Origin of the sequence: Paenibacillus solisilvae (assembly GCF_042656405.1) — a bacterium.
Taxonomy (GTDB): Bacteria; Bacillota; Bacilli; order Paenibacillales; family Paenibacillaceae; genus Paenibacillus_Z; species Paenibacillus_Z solisilvae.
The window spans coordinates 1-16128 of the sequence record NZ_JBHSOW010000076.1; the positions used below are offsets into that span (position 1 = coordinate 1).

General features: G+C 46.2%; 16 protein-coding genes. 3 read left to right on the forward strand and 13 right to left on the reverse strand.

Going from position 1 to position 16128, the window contains the following annotated elements:
• The first annotated feature begins 382 nt into the window (after positions 1–382).
• Positions 383–3244 (forward strand): PAS domain S-box protein, encoded by a 2862-nt coding sequence (locus ACFPYJ_RS20230; RefSeq protein ID WP_379190020.1) that lies wholly within the window; start codon positions 383–385, stop codon positions 3242–3244.
• 250 nt (positions 3245–3494) lie between these two features.
• On the opposite strand, the gene ACFPYJ_RS20235 is transcribed toward ACFPYJ_RS20230, so the two are convergent.
• From ACFPYJ_RS20235 to ACFPYJ_RS20285, 11 genes are all read right to left on the reverse strand, one after another.
• Entirely contained in the window at positions 3495–3632 is a 138-nt protein-coding gene (locus ACFPYJ_RS20235) for a hypothetical protein (protein WP_379190021.1), read from the reverse strand.
• A 1530-nt stretch (positions 3633–5162) separates the two neighbouring features.
• On the reverse strand, positions 5163–5498 hold the full coding sequence (locus ACFPYJ_RS20240) for a hypothetical protein (RefSeq protein ID WP_379190022.1): 336 nt from the start codon (positions 5496–5498) through the stop codon (positions 5163–5165).
• Between the two features lie 29 nt (positions 5499–5527).
• Positions 5528–5893 (reverse strand): hypothetical protein, encoded by a 366-nt coding sequence (locus ACFPYJ_RS20245; RefSeq protein WP_379190023.1) that lies wholly within the window; start codon positions 5891–5893, stop codon positions 5528–5530.
• Positions 5894–5950: 57 nt separating this feature from the next.
• On the reverse strand, positions 5951–6337 hold the full coding sequence (locus ACFPYJ_RS20250) for a hypothetical protein (RefSeq protein ID WP_379190024.1): 387 nt from the start codon (positions 6335–6337) through the stop codon (positions 5951–5953).
• Between the two features lie 61 nt (positions 6338–6398).
• Entirely contained in the window at positions 6399–6710 is a 312-nt protein-coding gene (locus ACFPYJ_RS20255) for a DNA methyltransferase (protein WP_465263365.1), read from the reverse strand.
• Positions 6707–7090, reverse strand: a complete 384-nt coding sequence (locus tag ACFPYJ_RS20260) for a hypothetical protein (protein WP_379190025.1) — start codon at positions 7088–7090, stop codon at positions 6707–6709. Before ACFPYJ_RS20260 ends, ACFPYJ_RS20255 begins: the two co-directional genes overlap by 4 nt.
• A gap of 176 nt (positions 7091–7266) precedes the next feature.
• Positions 7267–7836 carry an SF0329 family protein gene (locus tag ACFPYJ_RS20265; RefSeq protein WP_379190026.1) on the reverse strand — a complete coding sequence of 190 codons (570 nt, stop codon included), beginning with the start codon at positions 7834–7836 and terminating at the stop codon, positions 7267–7269.
• 287 nt (positions 7837–8123) lie between these two features.
• Positions 8124–9593: a 23S rRNA (uracil(1939)-C(5))-methyltransferase RlmD gene (gene rlmD, locus ACFPYJ_RS20270; RefSeq protein ID WP_379190027.1), complete on the reverse strand. Its 1470-nt coding sequence runs from the start codon at positions 9591–9593 to the stop codon at positions 8124–8126.
• A 37-nt stretch (positions 9594–9630) separates the two neighbouring features.
• The gene (locus ACFPYJ_RS20275; RefSeq protein WP_379190028.1) at positions 9631–10545 is read right to left on the reverse strand and encodes a diacylglycerol kinase; all 915 of its coding nucleotides are present in this window, start codon (positions 10543–10545) and stop codon (positions 9631–9633) included.
• 132 nt (positions 10546–10677) lie between these two features.
• Positions 10678–11643: a sirohydrochlorin chelatase gene (locus tag ACFPYJ_RS20280; RefSeq protein WP_379190029.1), complete on the reverse strand. Its 966-nt coding sequence runs from the start codon at positions 11641–11643 to the stop codon at positions 10678–10680.
• Between the two features lie 2 nt (positions 11644–11645).
• The gene (locus ACFPYJ_RS20285) at positions 11646–11936 is read right to left on the reverse strand and encodes a YerC/YecD family TrpR-related protein (protein WP_379190031.1); all 291 of its coding nucleotides are present in this window, start codon (positions 11934–11936) and stop codon (positions 11646–11648) included.
• A 224-nt stretch (positions 11937–12160) separates the two neighbouring features.
• On the opposite strand from ACFPYJ_RS20285, the gene ACFPYJ_RS20290 reads away from it, so the two are divergent.
• A complete protein-coding gene (locus tag ACFPYJ_RS20290) occupies positions 12161–12703 on the forward strand; it encodes a tyrosine protein kinase (protein WP_379190032.1) in 543 nt (180 codons plus the stop codon).
• A 206-nt stretch (positions 12704–12909) separates the two neighbouring features.
• On the opposite strand, the gene ACFPYJ_RS20295 is transcribed toward ACFPYJ_RS20290, so the two are convergent.
• Both ACFPYJ_RS20295 and ACFPYJ_RS20300 read right to left on the reverse strand, forming a co-directional pair.
• A complete protein-coding gene (locus ACFPYJ_RS20295) occupies positions 12910–13923 on the reverse strand; it encodes an inorganic phosphate transporter (protein WP_379190033.1) in 1014 nt (337 codons plus the stop codon).
• 20 nt (positions 13924–13943) lie between these two features.
• Positions 13944–14555, reverse strand: coding sequence for a DUF47 domain-containing protein (locus ACFPYJ_RS20300; RefSeq protein WP_379190034.1), 612 nt, complete (start codon positions 14553–14555; stop codon positions 13944–13946).
• A gap of 281 nt (positions 14556–14836) precedes the next feature.
• Between ACFPYJ_RS20300 and ACFPYJ_RS20305 the strand changes: the two genes are divergently transcribed.
• Positions 14837–16120 carry an RNA polymerase sigma factor gene (locus ACFPYJ_RS20305; protein ID WP_379190035.1) on the forward strand — a complete coding sequence of 428 codons (1284 nt, stop codon included), beginning with the start codon at positions 14837–14839 and terminating at the stop codon, positions 16118–16120.
• Positions 16121–16128 lie beyond the last annotated feature (8 nt).

Sequence of the window (16128 nt, forward strand, 5' to 3'; positions counted from 1 at the left end):
TCCTTTTTTAGCCATAAATAAATCCCCTCCAAGTTCACTCATTCCTTATGGTACCATAAGGTTTTTTTTCTGAGTGTCTACTTGAAGGGGATAATACCAAAGGAATATATGATGTAGCTTTTTTTAAAAAAAATTTGCGTAACAATCGTATTTATTAGGAAGGTAATTTATTATTTTCACTCACATTTTATTGATGTGGGAATCTATTGCGAATATAATAAATCTATCAAGTTAGTGAATAGCTTGACGGTAACATCATTGCCTTGATCTTGAAACAAAGTGATTATTAAAGCTACTTGCTCGTTCTCACAGAGCGCTTGCTGAACTCAAAGGCTTTGCAGGTATGCCGTAACGATCAACTAAGTTATAAGAGGAGGCAGTTATGGCAAAAAAAAGTTTTGACACATTCCGTTTAAGCAGTTCTCGAAAAACTGATAATGCAACGATCGAACGCGAATGGGAAAAGTTTATGTCCGGAAACTCCTCGCAGCTAAATGTCAGGACTTCCATGCACAATTCTTGGCAGCGTTGCATGGAGCAAGGGGTCAATCCTCTCCTCAGTAAAGCCTCTTATAACCTAGGAATTGATCAAATTCAAGAGCACGTGACGTCTGACCCGTTATTTCGAATAGTCGAGCCGTTTTTAAAGAAGTTGAAGCAGCTTACCGCAAATACCGGCTATCTTGTAACGTATTCCAACGCGGCTGGCGAAATGATTTACTATGATGGCGAAATGTCTTTGATGTTAAAAGCGGAAGACATTAACTTCTCGCCCGGCTCAGATTGGAGTGAAGGCAGAATTGGGACGAATGCAATTGGAACAGCCCTGGTCACCGGAGGACCGATTCAAGTGTTTGCCAGCGAGCATTTTTGCCAAAAGATTCATGGCTGGACATGTTCCGCTGCCCCCATCCGCGACCCCGCTACAGGCAAAGTGCTCGGTATTATCGATTTAACCGGCTTGTGGACGGTAAATGATCCGAAAACACTTGATGCCGTTGTTGAGGCGGCTAAAGATATCGAGAAGATACTTTGCAACCAATTGAAATTCGAGCGTTTCCGGCTGTCTCAGTATTTTGTTGAGCTAACCAAAAGTACAACCCTCCCACTAGCGGTTTTAGACCGTGGAGGACGAGTCATCAAAGCTTCCCAACTGCTGTATGAAAAAGGCTGGATCTCACCCAATCTTCGGATGGAAAATAACTCTCTCATAATAGAATCTTTTCCTTCAAGGGTGAACTGGGAAATTGAGTACGATAATAAGATGTGGCTATTTGAATGCTCACCTTACGTTTACGGTGGAGTGGCAATCGGATCGATTATTAATGTCCTTCCACCTGAAATTGCCGGTTTCAAATATGTACCGGATTTCCACCATACCCCAGCAATCTCATCACCTCTCAAAAATGACGAAGCTGCTGAAAGACAAAGAGTTTCAAAACAAGATTACTTGTACAAATCGCTGTTCGATCATCATCCGGACGCCATCTTTTCTTATGATTTACAAGGAATTCTCCTCGATGCAAATCCGGCAGCGGAGAGAATGTTTGGCTATGTCACGAGTGAGTTGAGAAACATTAAGGTCCAAGACTTAACTCTCCCGGACTACAAAGAACAAAAGTTACGGGCTTTTGCCAAGGCGGCAAATGGTATGCAGCAAGAGTATGAAGCTGCTTTCCGGCATAAGCAGGGGCATAGTCTTTATGTTTCGTTAAAGAGCTTTCCGATCTTTGTAGAGAACGAAATCGTCGGCGTATATGAAACAATGCGGGATATCGCACCGAATCATCGACAAATTCATGAAGACTTGAAGTCTACAAAAGAACAACTTGAATTCTTCTTCCGCAATACTGAGGATGCGATTATCGTTTTAGACGCCAACTTTCATGTCATAAAAACCAACAGATCTTTTGAAAGAATATACGGCTGGACGGAACAGGAACTACTCGGAAAAGAGATCCCAGCGATTCCTGATCATCTTAAAAGGGAATCCGATGAAATTCGTAAAAACATGTTTAGTTCCCGGCATGTCATCCCTTATGAAACCGTTAGACAGCGCAAGGATGGTAGTCTGATCGATGTCAGCAATTTCGCCTCCCCGCTCTTTGACAGCAAGGGCAAAGTCGTCGCGTATGTGCTCATTTCAAGAGATATTACGGAACTAAAACGAATGGGCGAAGAGCTAATAGTAACCGGGAAACGGCTTCAGACATTGATTAATTCCTTGCCTGACCTCGTTATATTCAAGGATGATCAAGGTAGGTGGATCGAAGCAAACGATTTTGCACTTGCTTCTTTTCAGTTAAAGGATACCGACTACCAGGGAATGACGGATAATGAACTTGCCGCGTGCAATGAATTTTATCGGGATACCTATTTACAATGCACAGTGTCCGATGATTGGGCTTGGGAAAAAGGCAGTCTGATACGCACTCAAGAAATCATTTCAAGTCCTAGTGGCAGCGATGCGATTTGCGATGTTATTAAAGTTCCAATCTATCATGAGGACGGTAGGCGCAAAGGACTAGTAATCATTGGACGTGACATCACGGAACTGAAGAAAACGGAAGAATTGCTGCGAAAAACGGAGAAACTTGCTGTAGTCGGTCAGCTAGCAGCAGGGATTGCCCATGAAATTCGTAATCCGCTTACGACAATCAAAGGTTTTCTCAGCTTATTGAAGTCCCAAACAACTGATAAAGACAGTTGGTACTTGGAAGTCATGTTATCCGAAATTGAACAAATGGAATGGATTTCTAACCAATTTTTGACCGTGGCAAAGCCGCAAACAGTGAAGTTTAACAGGAATAATTTAGAAATTGTGATCCGACAGGTTGCTTCTTTTCTCTATCCGCTTGCGACAATGCACAATGTGCAAATTTTGATAGAGTCAGAATCTGGGGATCCGCTCATTGAATGCGAAGAAAATCAGCTCAAACAAGTGTTTATCAATGTTGTGAAAAATGCCATTGAAGCGATGCCTCAAGGCGGACAAATTGAAATTATGATTAAATACAGCACTGATTCCATTTCGGTTCGAATCAAAGATCACGGATACGGTATACCGCAAGACAGAATTCCCCACCTTGGCGAACCTTTTTACAGCTTGAAGGAAAAAGGAACAGGCCTAGGTTTAATGATTTGCTACAAAATTATCAAGGAGCATCATGGAACAATTCAAATTTCAAGTGAAGTCGGCCGGGGAACAACAGTTGAAATTATTTTGCCGCTAATTGCTCTGTAATTTTCAAATGAAGCTGCTTCGATCATGGCATGACCTTGTATACTGCAATTTCTTTTTCTGTTCTTTAATTCTTACTGGATCCCCAACAAATATTTGTGTTTGGGATGCGAAAAGGAGTGGCTTTTATTTATCTGAGTCTGTCAAATCTTTTGTGTAAACTCTTTTTGAAGGCTCCCCCGAGGGGGGATTTATCGTAAATGCTACCCGATGCGATCCGGATAGTAGACGTGGTAATACATCGTTGTCACCTTTATTTATTATGATATTTTTCTGTAGGCTCATTTAATACCCATTCGAGTATTTCAATTTGCTTTTCAACCTCAAGATTTTTACCATTCAAAGACTTCAACTGGATCAATTTAGATTTAATCTGGTCTTCTGATCTCATAATGTTTTTCTCCTTAAATTGTCATTTTATCCAAACTGTTTTTCACATGTTTTTATTGATGGAAATTCCTTGCCATGAGAAAAAGTGTAGCCTCTTTCATAGTTCCGATTCCCCTTAAAATCATCGTTTTTTTTCGTTTTCTAAATGCTCTTCTCTTAGCATAGGGAACACACTTTTTACAAACCTTGATCGGTTTTCCTTTATCATTGAAATACTTCCTTGGCTCAGAAGCTTTCTTACCACATATGGCACACTTAGATCCAAATAACCAAGAAAATATTTTTGAGACTCCTTTCATTAGAATTTCTGAACAATCCTATTGCTCATGAATCCGTTATTTCATTAACTTCCCCAAAATTCTACTTTAACTTGAGAAATAAGGGATTGGATTGCTGCTTCCCTAATTTACTCCCTCTTAAAATGATAATTCTATTGCTTAATACTCTTTATGTCCCCATAAACCAATCTGAGACCATCCCAAGTGGCTATAAGCTCGTTAGTATCCAACTCATGAAGACGAATGATTGTGTAGTCATACAGGTTATTATTCGCTGCACAATGAATGATGCGGTCTATATAATACTGTCTTGTATTTTCCAAAGTTAAACATCCCCCTTGAATCGTTTTATTTGAATTCAATGATTTTAAATTGTTTTAATAATCGTGCTTGACTAAGTTTCCGAGCAAAATTTGGGGGCTACAGATTACTAAAACTTGATTTCACCGCTATCTGTATGCCCTGCATCGAAGTTGGACTAAAGAGCATTTCGGCAAGCCAATCATTTATAGTGAATAGTAAAATTATACCACGGTTATGCAATACTTTACCGTCGAAAAATGTACTATTATGCAGTAGAATGTTGTTGAAAATCAGGAAGAATTGTAGAAGAAAATGAATCGATAAACAACTTGCCATCCCCTCCCATCAGAGTTAACATACACACACTCGAACAACGAAGAGGGGATGGCACTTTGGAAGATTGGCCAGAATGGTTTCAGAAAGCATTAAGCAAAAGGTTTGATGAACACGCGAACGATTCAGTGAAGGTCAATGCAATTTTCGCAGCAACAGGGTCAGACAGAAGCTTGGTCAAATTACGAATGACTTGAAGAAGCAGCTAGAGCCAGACATGTTTTTGAATATCTTAGATTGGGAAGAAACGGTTAACCATCAGCATTCGAAGGAGAAAGAGTGGTTGTATAGCGAAGGGGTTAAGGATGGAATGAGGTTGAATTTATCCAACCCATAGTCCGTCTTACCCCGATACCAAGCCAAGAATGCTAACGTGTCCCTCAAGTAGCAGGATATCGTATTCTCACTCCGATCTTTACTCCGTAAATGCGCCTCAAACCCCTGTAAATACGGCACATATCGCCCCCACCTTTCGCTTGTGTGTCACATCATACCGTTGGTGGGGGAGACAGTCAACCGGATGCATAACTTTTATATATGCAGTGTAAATGGCTAGTTTTGATGGTAATTTAGGGCTGAAACTGGCGTTTATCTATCAAATAACTGACGACATAACGTTATGCATCCGGCTCTTCAAAGCCTTCCTCGATATAGCTGGACTCCTCTATGGCTTCATATTTGGCTTCTACTATATCTGCATCTATCATATCAAGAAACAATTGCTTCCGTTCGAGTTCAGCTGCTTTCGTATCGATAAGTATCTCGCGGCGATCATTCCATTCGTTCGGTGCGCGGTTCTTCAGCCAGAAGATCATCGCTGTTGGGTTTGCAGGAATATGCCTTTTAACATTCTCGATTCGAGTTTTCTTTTTTCCATTTTTGTCCTCTTCAACCACTGTTTTTAATTCCTCTACATCATAACCAGTAGCAGCACGAAATAAAGAATTTTCCACGCGTGTATTAATAACAGACTTGCCCCAATTTATAAGAACATCGGATGCTTATTTGCATATTCATACCAAGTGGCAGGAGCAATGCCTAATTTTTCGCACATTTGATCATTCGTTAAGCCTTCCTCTATCCACCGCTGTATCTCCGTAAACCTTGGCAATACGTGAGTGTCCCATTTCGATGGTCGTTCTAAGACCTTTGCAAATTTAGGATGCTTATTGGAATACTCATAAACCGTACAAACGTGAATATCCAAATGTACAGCAAGCTCTTCATCTGTTATTCCATCCTTAACCCATTGCTTAATTTCTTCTAGTCTTGGCTCTACATTCAAATCATACTTTGTAGGCAGTTTAGGTTTTAATGACCTTACAACTTTCTTGTTATCTTTCTTCAACTCACCTCAACTCCATTTTCTGCATATAAAAAAGAGCCTTATCATAGGCTCCACCATCTAATCTTTAATAAATATGGGATTAATCCGTATTAGTTCGCTCGGGTAGTTCTTAAGCCAATAGTAATTGTCGCGGTTATAATTATTATTGGCAACTGAAGTAAACTCATCTCTTAAATTAAGGTCATCAAATATAAAATAATCACGCTTCTTCTGGCCACTTAACATACTTAATATGGAGAATCCATAAACCGAATTGTTATCTATGCCAGCAGTTCCTTTGGGTATCAACTTTTGAATAGCAGAAATGAAGAAACTCTTACGGATGTCAATGCCTTGTTTCTCAATCTCTTGCATTAGACTTACGAATAACTTGTCCGCATTAACTCTAGCTTTTAGATTTGTGATACTAAATACTTCAGACTCAATATTCCAATCAAAAGACAATTAAGATCACCCCTTTTCCAAATTATACATGGACATTGGACTAATCTCAATTGATAAAGGACTACCCAGTAACAACTTCTTGGTACCGCAACTTCACTCCATCCCTAATCAAATACACACCAGTATCGCTGCCGACACGTTCAATATATCGATTCACAATCACATCTGCATATTTCTCATCCAACTCCATCGTATAGCAAATTCGATCCGTATCCTCACATGCGATTAGCGTACTTCCTGAACCGCCAAATGGATCGAGTATAATTTCACCAATTTTGCTTGAGTTTTTAATCGGGTAGGAGATAAGTGCTACAGGCTTCATGGTCGGATGATATTCGTTCCGAAACGGTCGATTAAATTGCCACAATGTCAAATTAAAAGCTTATACTCTTGCAAAGCATGCCAAATCTGACCAATATATTGATTCCGCCGATTTTCTTTATCATCTTGTGCCCACACCGCAAGCATATTAAAATTACATTTTCCACTAACTTTCAATGGTAAGATGTATTTGTAATTTAAATTATGCTCTTTGTATGTTTCAATTTTAATATTCTCTTTCGCCAAAACCAGTAAGCCTTTATTTTTGTTTTTCCCAATCCAGATTCTATTAGGATAAGATGTTAATTCTGCTATATTCAGTTTCGCTGTATCTTCACTTTCTTGTATCACATATATATCAGCATCAAATTCCAGCAGGTATTTTGCCTTATTTCTAAATGCCATGTTACAATTCCAACTAATAATTCTCATATCTCAGTTCACCATCCAATTTCAACAGTCAATGTTATTCCACAAACTAACTGGAAATTCCTTTGTTCGACAGGTTATTTCCATCATTATAAACCACCAAGCCGACACTAATATGTCAGCAAGCGTATGGTCTCATGAAAAAACCTCGCGATTGAAGGTGAATGAGTTACTTATTTTCATAACATACTAAGCCGTAGTTCATAAAAATACTGCACAATTGGATGCTTTAACTTCATCTTCTCGGTCATGTTTAAAATTCGCTTTTTTCCAACTCGTCTGTCCACCAAAGCTAGAATATTCAATAAGATATCATTGCTCTCTATGCTTTCCTCTATAGAAATGGATAAAAACTTATTAGCTACAACGATAAAATTTGATTTACTTAATGATGACTGTGCTGACAAAAGCTCCTTTGCATATTCTGATATTTTTCTACTTCTTGCAATTACTTTTAGACGATCCTCCGGAACTATCCCCTTGGTATCTTTTCTGACCGCTTCAATTTCTTCATTGTTGATAGGAATTTGGATATCTGAATCATTCTTAATTTCCAGCTCCGTCTGATACCATCTGATTAAGGTAGTTATATCATTCATATTGAGTACGTTCTTTTTATCTACCGTAATATAACAAAGTCCTGCTTTATCGGGTAAATAACGGTAGCTGGTTGAACTGTATTCCACCCTTCCATATAAGGCAGGACAGAGAAAACTCTCCAGATGTTGCTTCAATTTGCTCCAGGACATGTATCCACCTATGTTCTATATTATAAATACCTATTGAGGCAGTCGTTCTATTATCTATAATACAATAACCAACACATTGATCATACTAAATATAAGCAACCTTGCGTTTCTCAATTTTCTTCTGAATTCGAACCCCTATCTCCGAGTATATGTTCGCATGAAATAACCTCCACCGCTGTGGGGAGAGGTCAACTTAATGCTTGCTTCATTTTAACTATTAACTCTTTAAGATAGTTCATAAAAGAAAAGCCTGCTTTCTCAGCAGACCTTGTTGAAACATTTACCTTTTAATGTCCCTCCCGATATATCCTTACCACGCACTCCACATGCACCGTATGCGGAAACATATCCACCGGCTGAACCTCAACCGTCCGATACCCGCCATCCGTAAGCACGCGCAAGTCCCTTGCCAGTGTTGAAGGATTACACGACACATACACCACTCGCTCTGGCTTCATCGCCAGAATCGTCTCCAGCAAAGCTTCATCACAGCCTTTGCGAGGTGGATCGACTACGATCACATCAGGCACTATGCCTTCCTTCCGCCAACGCGGAATCACTACTTCAGCTGCGCCAGCTTCAAACGACGCATTATCGATCCCGTTCAACGCCGCGTTCCTACCTGCATCCTCGATCGCCTCCGGGACGATCTCAACCCCATAAACGCGACCAGCGCGTCTCGCGAGGAACAGCGAAATTGTCCCTATCCCGCAATACGCATCAATAACCGTCTCCGATCCGGTCAATCCCGCATACTCAACCGCCTTGCGGTACAATTCCACCGTCTGCACCGGATTCACCTGGTAGAACGATCTCGCTGAAATCGCGAAGCGGATCCCATCCAGCCCATCATAGATCACTTCACTGCCCCACAGCACACGAGTCTCGTCGCCGAAGATGACATTCGTCTTGCGCGTGTTCACGTTCTGAACAATGCTCTTCACACTTGGGAAAGCCTCGCGAATCCGCTCAATCCAGCGTTCCACCTGTGGAACCTTCTGTCCGTTCGTAATAAGAACAACCATCGCTTCGCCTGTGACGAAGCCTACCCGAACCATCACATGACGCAGCAGCCCGCGGCCAGTCTCCTCATTATAAGCACTCACGCCAAGCTCGCGGGCGATAGATTTCACCATGCCGATGATGTCATCGTTATCGGAATGCTGGATGAGGCAAGCTTCCATGTCTATAATCCGATGGCTGCCGTGCGCATAGAAGCCGCCGATCAGGCGCTCTTTTCCTGAAGGAAAGCCCACCGATGGAGCATCTACCGCCGTTCCAATCGGAACCGAAGCCTTGTTCCGATAACGCCAAGGCTCGTCCATCCCAATCGTAGGATGCACCACAATCCCTTGCCCTTCATTTCTTCCATCTCCAGCACTCTCTCCATCGCCGCTCGCACCATTCGCACCTGCAACCCGCAGCTTCCCAATCCGCTCCAGGTTATCCACCACATGCTGCCGCTTCCACTCAAGCTGGCCCTTATAGCTCAAATGCTGCAGCTGACACCCGCCGCAGTACTTAAAGATCCCGCAAGGCGCATCAACTCGGTCGGGACTCGCCACAACCAGTTCCAGCATCTTCGCATAGCCATAAGTCTTCTTGACCTTCAACACCTTCGCGCGTACGCGCTCGCCGGGAAGTGCTCCCTGTATAAAAAGGGTAAAGCCGTCTGCACGGCCTACCCCTTCGCCCTCATGCGTCAAGCCGACTATGTCGACGACGACTTCATCATTTTTAGTTACTGGTACTGTCATTTGTACGTTGATCGCTCCGTTATGTTCAATTGTTGGACTAGCGGTACGTCGAGGTGCCCGCTTCATCCACGAATATATTCAAGTGTGACGGCAGCATGGTGAACGTGCACGGCAGCGTGCCGCCGTATTCACCGTCGAGATTGAGCTGCACATAATCCGGTGTCGTTACAATCAGCTCATTAGTTTGAAAATGCACAATATGCGGGTCATTGAAATGCTCGCCGCGCAGGGCAAGCGATACAATCCGGATGAACTCGCCGAGGTTGCACTTCTTCAGCACGATCACATCGAATAAGCCATCCTCCAGATTCGCTTCCGGCGCGAGCTTCTCGAAGCCGCCGACCGAGTTGCTGTTGCAGATGAGGAACATCATGATTTCCTCATGCATTTCGCCGATTTCCTTGGCCTTGAGCCTCAGCTCGGTCGGGCGCAGGCGGGTCATTTTCTCCAGACCCTTCATATAATAGGCCAGCTGCCCGATCATGGTCTTGAGCTTGCTTGGCACCTCATAGGTCAGCTCCGTCAAGGAACCGCCGCCGGCAATGTTGATGAAATACCGCTGGTTCGCGCGTCCGAGGTCAATCGGCTTCGTATACTGCTGCGTGATGAGGTCAACCGCGTATTCCCAATGCTTGGGAATCCCTAAGGCCCGGGCAAAATCATTCGTCGTTCCCAGCGGCAGAATCCCGACCTGTGGACGGAAGTCCTTCTCCGCTAGTCCATTAATAACTTCATACAGCGTTCCGTCTCCGCCCGCCGCGATAATAATATCGAAACCGCGATCCGCTGCTTCTGCTGCAGCTATGGTCGCATCGCCTTCACTTGTGGTGGCGTGGCAGCTCGTCTCGATGCCTCCCATCTCCAGCCGCTGGAGAATATCGGGCAGCCGTCTCTTGATCTCTTCCCGACCCGATGTCGGGTTATAAATTAATCTTGCTCGTTTATTTGTCATTCGGACCAACCTCCGGCACTTTCCAGCCTGTAGGAACACCCGCCCATACAGCTAACTCGCAGGCAATCGCAAACCTGCCCCCAATACAATCCATACCTTATCATACTATTATTCACATGAATTCGTTCTTTCTTACTCTCTATCGATAACTAGGCTTTCAAGCCAACCTGCAATCTGCCGTTCCATCCAGCGTGTCACGCAAGGATGAGGCAGCATCGCTCTCCCGTTATACCGATAATCCAGCCCTTCCAGCCGATTCGGAATAACGGTCCCTGTAAAATATCCATCGCTCAAGAACAGCGGTACGACGATCACGCTCTGACCCGCATGCTTGCGCTGCAGAGCCTTCATCACGCAGGCTGCCTGATTCGGCAGCAGCATCGCGATATCCGCTCCGGCGAAGCCGCCGAGCTCGCGCAGCCGTCCTGCAAGCAGCGTCATGCCCTTGCGCCAGCGGCCATGAAAGTCCGCTTCGTGCGAGCCATGCGCCACGAGCAGCAGCCTCTCCTGCGCAGGCGCGCTGGACAGCTCGCGGATATTCGAGAGCAGCAGCTCCGCGATATCCGCATCATCGTCGATCGGCAGGCCGAAATGCACGCGTGTGCTCCCCTGCAAGCGGAACCGCTCCAGCTCGCCTTCACGCTTCGCAGATACCGGCGGCTGGCCGAACGCCTGCGCGATGTCATCCACATGCGTGCTTCCAGACGAAACAAAGAGCGGAAGGACGTACAGATCGCTTACGCCTTCCGCTTCTAGCTGATTAATGCCGTCCTGGATCAGCCGGCCCTCGACGATCTCCAGAAACGACGAAACGACCGGCACAGGTTCTCCGCCGATAGTCAATTCCATCCTTGCATCACCTGCACGTCGTTCCGCTTCGCCACCAGCACGTTGCTGCGCTTTGTCACCTGCAAGCCGCTGCACATCATCACACGCAGGCCGTCCCGCCTCACCACTTACAGTCTGAGCCGCCCTGCGGCCAGCCAATCCGCGGCGCAAGGCATCCGAGCCGGCAGCGGCTGCGACGGCTTCATCGACCAGCCGCACCCACTGCGCCTCGCGCGAGCCGTGGCTAATGACCAGAATGCCTGGCTTCATCGTTAGCGACCCGCACGCTCTAGCGCCATTTTGTACCCGTCGTTGCCGTAGTTCAAGCAGCGTTTCACACGCGATATCGTCGCCGTGCTTGCGCCTGTTTCTGCTTCAATCTGATTATATGTGTGACCTTTGCCCAACATACGCGCCACTTCAAGCCGCTGCGATAACGACTGGATCTCATTCACGGTGCACAAATCGTCAAAGAATATATAACATTCCTCTACTGTCTCAAGCGTCAGAATTGCCTCGAACAGCTGGTCGAAAGTTTTGTCATTCAGCTTCTTAAGCTGCATCGTCCTTATTCCCCCTACCCGAACTAATATGCTCATTGTATCGGTTTCCAGTACAATTTTCAAGCGTTAGCGCACTCAAGCTTTAAAGGAGAGAAGAACTGCAGTACATGCTGCAGGCAGGACATTCGCGGAAAAAATGATTGCAGAAACGGGCATTCGTCCAATCCGTATGTTTGCCTACTCCATAGACTACTATATAAAACGCTAAAAAGGTTGTGATCTGCGTGAAATACCGCTACGATCCGTCCGGAAGAAGCATCAATCAGCCCGGCCAAAGCCAGTTCCCCGGCATATCCGATCCCTTCTTCGACGGCGGAATGAGCAATACCACATTGGGGAATAACCCGATCCCATATGATGAATCCCAGTTTTCAGCGGGCATACCGAGCATCTCCATACAACCGGCACCCACCAGTCAAGCGCTCATCTTGCCATCTCAGGAATCGACGGAAGCGGCAAAGCCAGCCAAAGCCGGCGGCTTTAATCTGGGCAACAGCTTGAATGATATCAAAGGTATCGTCGACCGCATGGGCGGCATTGACGGTATCGTAACGACCATGACCAAGGTGAAAGAGGTCGTCGGCAGCATCTCCCAAATGGCGCCGCTTATCAAGGTGCTGGCCGGTTCCTTCAAAAAGGACACGGCCTCCATCGCTGAGGACGACGATGATACGCCGCCTCCACGCCGCAAGAAGAAACGCCGCCGCACCAGAACCGGCGCAGGCGTCACGCCCGGCGGACAGCGCCGCCGTCCGCGCAAACGCTAACGTACCGTGCGCATCTCTCTCGCGCGCGGCTTGGCGCTGCATAACAGCGAGCAAGGCCACGCGTCAGCATGCCTGATCTCAAATATGGACGTAACATGTGCCTCACTGCTTGCCGTCCCATCCATCGCCACGCTTTAGTCGCATCACCCACAACAAAAGGCTGAATGCCCCCGCAGGGCACTCAGCCTTTTACCCATTTAAACCCACTACTCAAACAGCGCGATTACCTGATAGATCAGCGCCGCAAGGATCATCGTGATCGGGATCGTGATGACCCACGAGATGACGATCCGCCCGGCTAGTCCCCACTTCACGGCGGAGAAACGCTTCGCGCTGCCCACACCGAGAATCGACGATGTAATCACATGCGTCGTGCTGACCGGCAGATGCGTCAGCGTAGCTGTCAAGATTACGGTCGCCGATGTAATATCGGCTGCGAATCCGTTGATCGGTTCGATTTTGAAAATCTTCGTCCCCATCGTCTTGATGATTTTCCAGCCGCCAATCGAGGTGCCGAGCGCCATCGCCGTCGCTGCGGAAACTTTAACCCACAGCGGAATATGGTCGGTGTTGTCCTGCAGGCCAGCCGTCACGAGCGCGAACGTAATGATCCCCATCGCCTTCTGCGCGTCATTCGTACCATGCGTAAACGATTGGAATGCTGCGGTCAGCACTTGGCCTGAACGGAACATTTTGTTCACTTGATGCGGACTGGATTTGGCGAAAATCTGCTTCAAGATCCACATCACGATGAATCCGCCTGTGAATGCAATAAGCGGTGAGAGAATAAGAGCTTTGATAATATCGATAAAGCCCGAGCTGTTAATGGCACTGAGGCCGGCCGCACTGACTACCGCTCCGGTAAGCGCACCGATCAGCGCATGTGAAGAGGAGGAAGGAATTCCAACCCACCACGTAAGCAGATTCCAGATAATCGCGCCAAGCAGCGTAGCAATGACTACATAGACGCCTATCGGATGATCCGGTGTACCAAGCTTCGAAGGATCGGCAATTTTACCCCCGATCGTCTTCGCAATACCGGTGAAGAGCATCGCACCGACGAAGTTCATCACCGAGGCTACAACGATGGCAAGCCGCGGCGACAAGGCTCTGGTCGATACGGATGTGGCAATCGCATTGGCCGTATCGTGGAACCCGTTTATAAAATCAAATCCAAGCGCAAGAAAGATAACAATACCAACCAAGATGTAGATATCCATTTTAACTCGTCACCTGCTCCTTAGCTGTTACGCATAATGATGGTTTCGAGTGTATTCGCGACATCCTCACAGTAGTCGGTCGTTTGCTCAAGACGCTCATAGATTTCTTTTCGTTTGATCAATTCAATCGGATCCTTGACGTTGGTGAACAAGCTCTTCACACAAATCCGCAGCAGGTCATCCGCTTGGTTCTCAAGCTCATTGAGGTGAATCGCAGGCTCACGCATCGCAAGCAGCTTCTTCTCCGACAGCAGGTAAATCGCCTTCTTGATCTGCTGCGCGCAGCGAAGAAGGTTCTCGGCGAACAGGGTAATGTACTCATCCGGCTCGTGAATGCCGTACATTTCGAAACGGGACGCACAAGCTTCAATCCCGTCCAAAACATCATCGAGCGACGTCGTCAGCGCCATGATATCTTCACGCTCAATAGGCGTAATGAACGTTTTGTTCAGCTCTGTCAGAATTGTATGTACAAAGCGATCACATTTGGTTTCATATTCTTTCATGACCTTTGCAAACTGAGTAACGTCCTGGAGGTTGGAAACATGCTGTTCAAAATACTGCACAGCCTCTAGAATCGTGTCTGCCATCGCTTCGAACGTGGTAAAGAAAATATCTTTTTTCTTAAACATGAGTATCCCCTTCGCCTTGATGCATAGTTGACATGGTCCGGTACCATTCAGCCATCAAATGAACCGTCAATATCTTAACATAGTTTACATGTGAATTGTTAAGGGATTGTAAAGGATTTATGACTTTTTCAAAAAACTTTCACTTTTTTATTTTTCTGCCCTGCCACCCGTACCTATTGTTTTCTTCTGCGACCATTTTTAACCGCCTAATATTTATAAAGCGTGGCTTTTTCTTACTCTCCGGTGTCTAATTAAAGGTAAGAGCAAGAGGAGGTACAGTCATGTCAGGCGCCCCGGACAAATTCCCTGTTTATCCGGATGAACAGGGCAGCAGCCAGTATCATACGCAGAGCAGCAAGGAGCAATTCGAAGCGGTATATCAGCAGTACAACAGCCGTATCCGCCATTATCTCTCCACTAAGGTGAACCCTGTTCATGCCGAGGATCTCACGCAGCTGGTGTTCATGAAGGTTCTGCAGAACCTCCACACCTTCAGGGATGAATCCAGTCTGTTCACTTGGATCTTCAAGATTGCCAGGAATACGCTGCTGAGTGAATATAGAAGCCAGTCCCGGGTCCGGGAATCCGCATCGGAGCTCTCCGAATTCGCGGCCATCCCTCTCGATTACGCCGAGCAAGTAGAGATCCGAATCGATATCCGCTGTGCGATTCAGAAGTTAACGGCCCTCGATCAGCAGATTATTGAGCTGCGGTTCTATGCCGGCTGTACACTGCTTGAGATCGCCGAGATTGTCGGCATGCGCCAAAGCGCTGTGAAGAACAGGTACTACCGGGCCTTGGAGCGGCTGAGAAGCGAGCTTAACGAATGGGGTGACATTACCATTATGTCCATTGAGAATAGGTTCGCGGTCATCCATAAGGATGATTCCGATTCCAGCACGCCAAGCAGTTCCACGCTTAATCAACAGCAGCAGCAGCAGCAGCAAAGCAAAGTCCACAAGGATCTGTTCGAAGAGCTGCGCCTAAACGTCGACCGGTTGTCCAAGACCTACAAGCATGCCTCTACCCGCAAAATCATTTTCGAAATTTATCCGGATCTCCCTGCATTCCATCAGGCGGTCGGCGAGCCGGATGCACCGAATTGGTTCATGGGCACCTATGAGGGTGACGTGATCAAGATGGTTTCGCCGCTTAATCCCGGGCCAGAGCATACGTACCGGACCATTCTGCAATCGGCTGTCCACCTATTCGCGATGTGGCTCATCACCGACATTAACCCCGGGGCTCCCAAATGGATTCGCCAAGGTGTCGGGGCCTATGAGACGAAGCAGATGACAGCGGAGTATCTTCGCGATACGATGGTGGATGCCGTTAAGAAGGGAGCCATTCCGCACTTCGCGGATCTCGACAATGACACATGGGATTTCGAGAGGATGCTGGGTTTTCAGTTCTCCTACAAGCTCGTCGAATTCATCACAGCCGAATACGGCCTGGATGCGCTGAATAAGCTGATCCGGAGTCCGTATGATTATCAAGGGATCTGCAAGCGCTCTGAGATTGAGCTGCGCGAGCAGTGGATTGCGTATATGACCAAACAGCAGTGAAGCTGGAG

Bases quoted from the DNA above. Each gene is read 5' to 3' on its own strand.
- ACFPYJ_RS20230 (WP_379190020.1), top strand. From the start codon at position 383: ATGGCAAAAAAAAGTTTTGACACATTCCGTTTAAGCAGTTCTCGAAAA.
- ACFPYJ_RS20235 (WP_379190021.1), bottom strand. From the start codon at position 3,632: ATGAGATCAGAAGACCAGATTAAATCTAAATTGATCCAGTTGAAGTCT.
- ACFPYJ_RS20260 (WP_379190025.1), bottom strand. From the start codon at position 7,090: ATGAGAATTATTAGTTGGAATTGTAACATGGCATTTAGAAATAAGGCA.
- ACFPYJ_RS20265 (WP_379190026.1), bottom strand. From the start codon at position 7,836: ATGTCCTGGAGCAAATTGAAGCAACATCTGGAGAGTTTTCTCTGTCCT.
- rlmD (WP_379190027.1), bottom strand. From the start codon at position 9,593: ATGACAGTACCAGTAACTAAAAATGATGAAGTCGTCGTCGACATAGTC.
- ACFPYJ_RS20275 (WP_379190028.1), bottom strand. From the start codon at position 10,545: ATGACAAATAAACGAGCAAGATTAATTTATAACCCGACATCGGGTCGG.
- ACFPYJ_RS20280 (WP_379190029.1), bottom strand. From the start codon at position 11,643: ATGAAGCCAGGCATTCTGGTCATTAGCCACGGCTCGCGCGAGGCGCAG.
- ACFPYJ_RS20285 (WP_379190031.1), bottom strand. From the start codon at position 11,936: ATGCAGCTTAAGAAGCTGAATGACAAAACTTTCGACCAGCTGTTCGAG.
- ACFPYJ_RS20295 (WP_379190033.1), bottom strand. From the start codon at position 13,923: ATGGATATCTACATCTTGGTTGGTATTGTTATCTTTCTTGCGCTTGGA.
- ACFPYJ_RS20300 (WP_379190034.1), bottom strand. From the start codon at position 14,555: ATGTTTAAGAAAAAAGATATTTTCTTTACCACGTTCGAAGCGATGGCA.
- ACFPYJ_RS20305 (WP_379190035.1), top strand. From the start codon at position 14,837: ATGTCAGGCGCCCCGGACAAATTCCCTGTTTATCCGGATGAACAGGGC.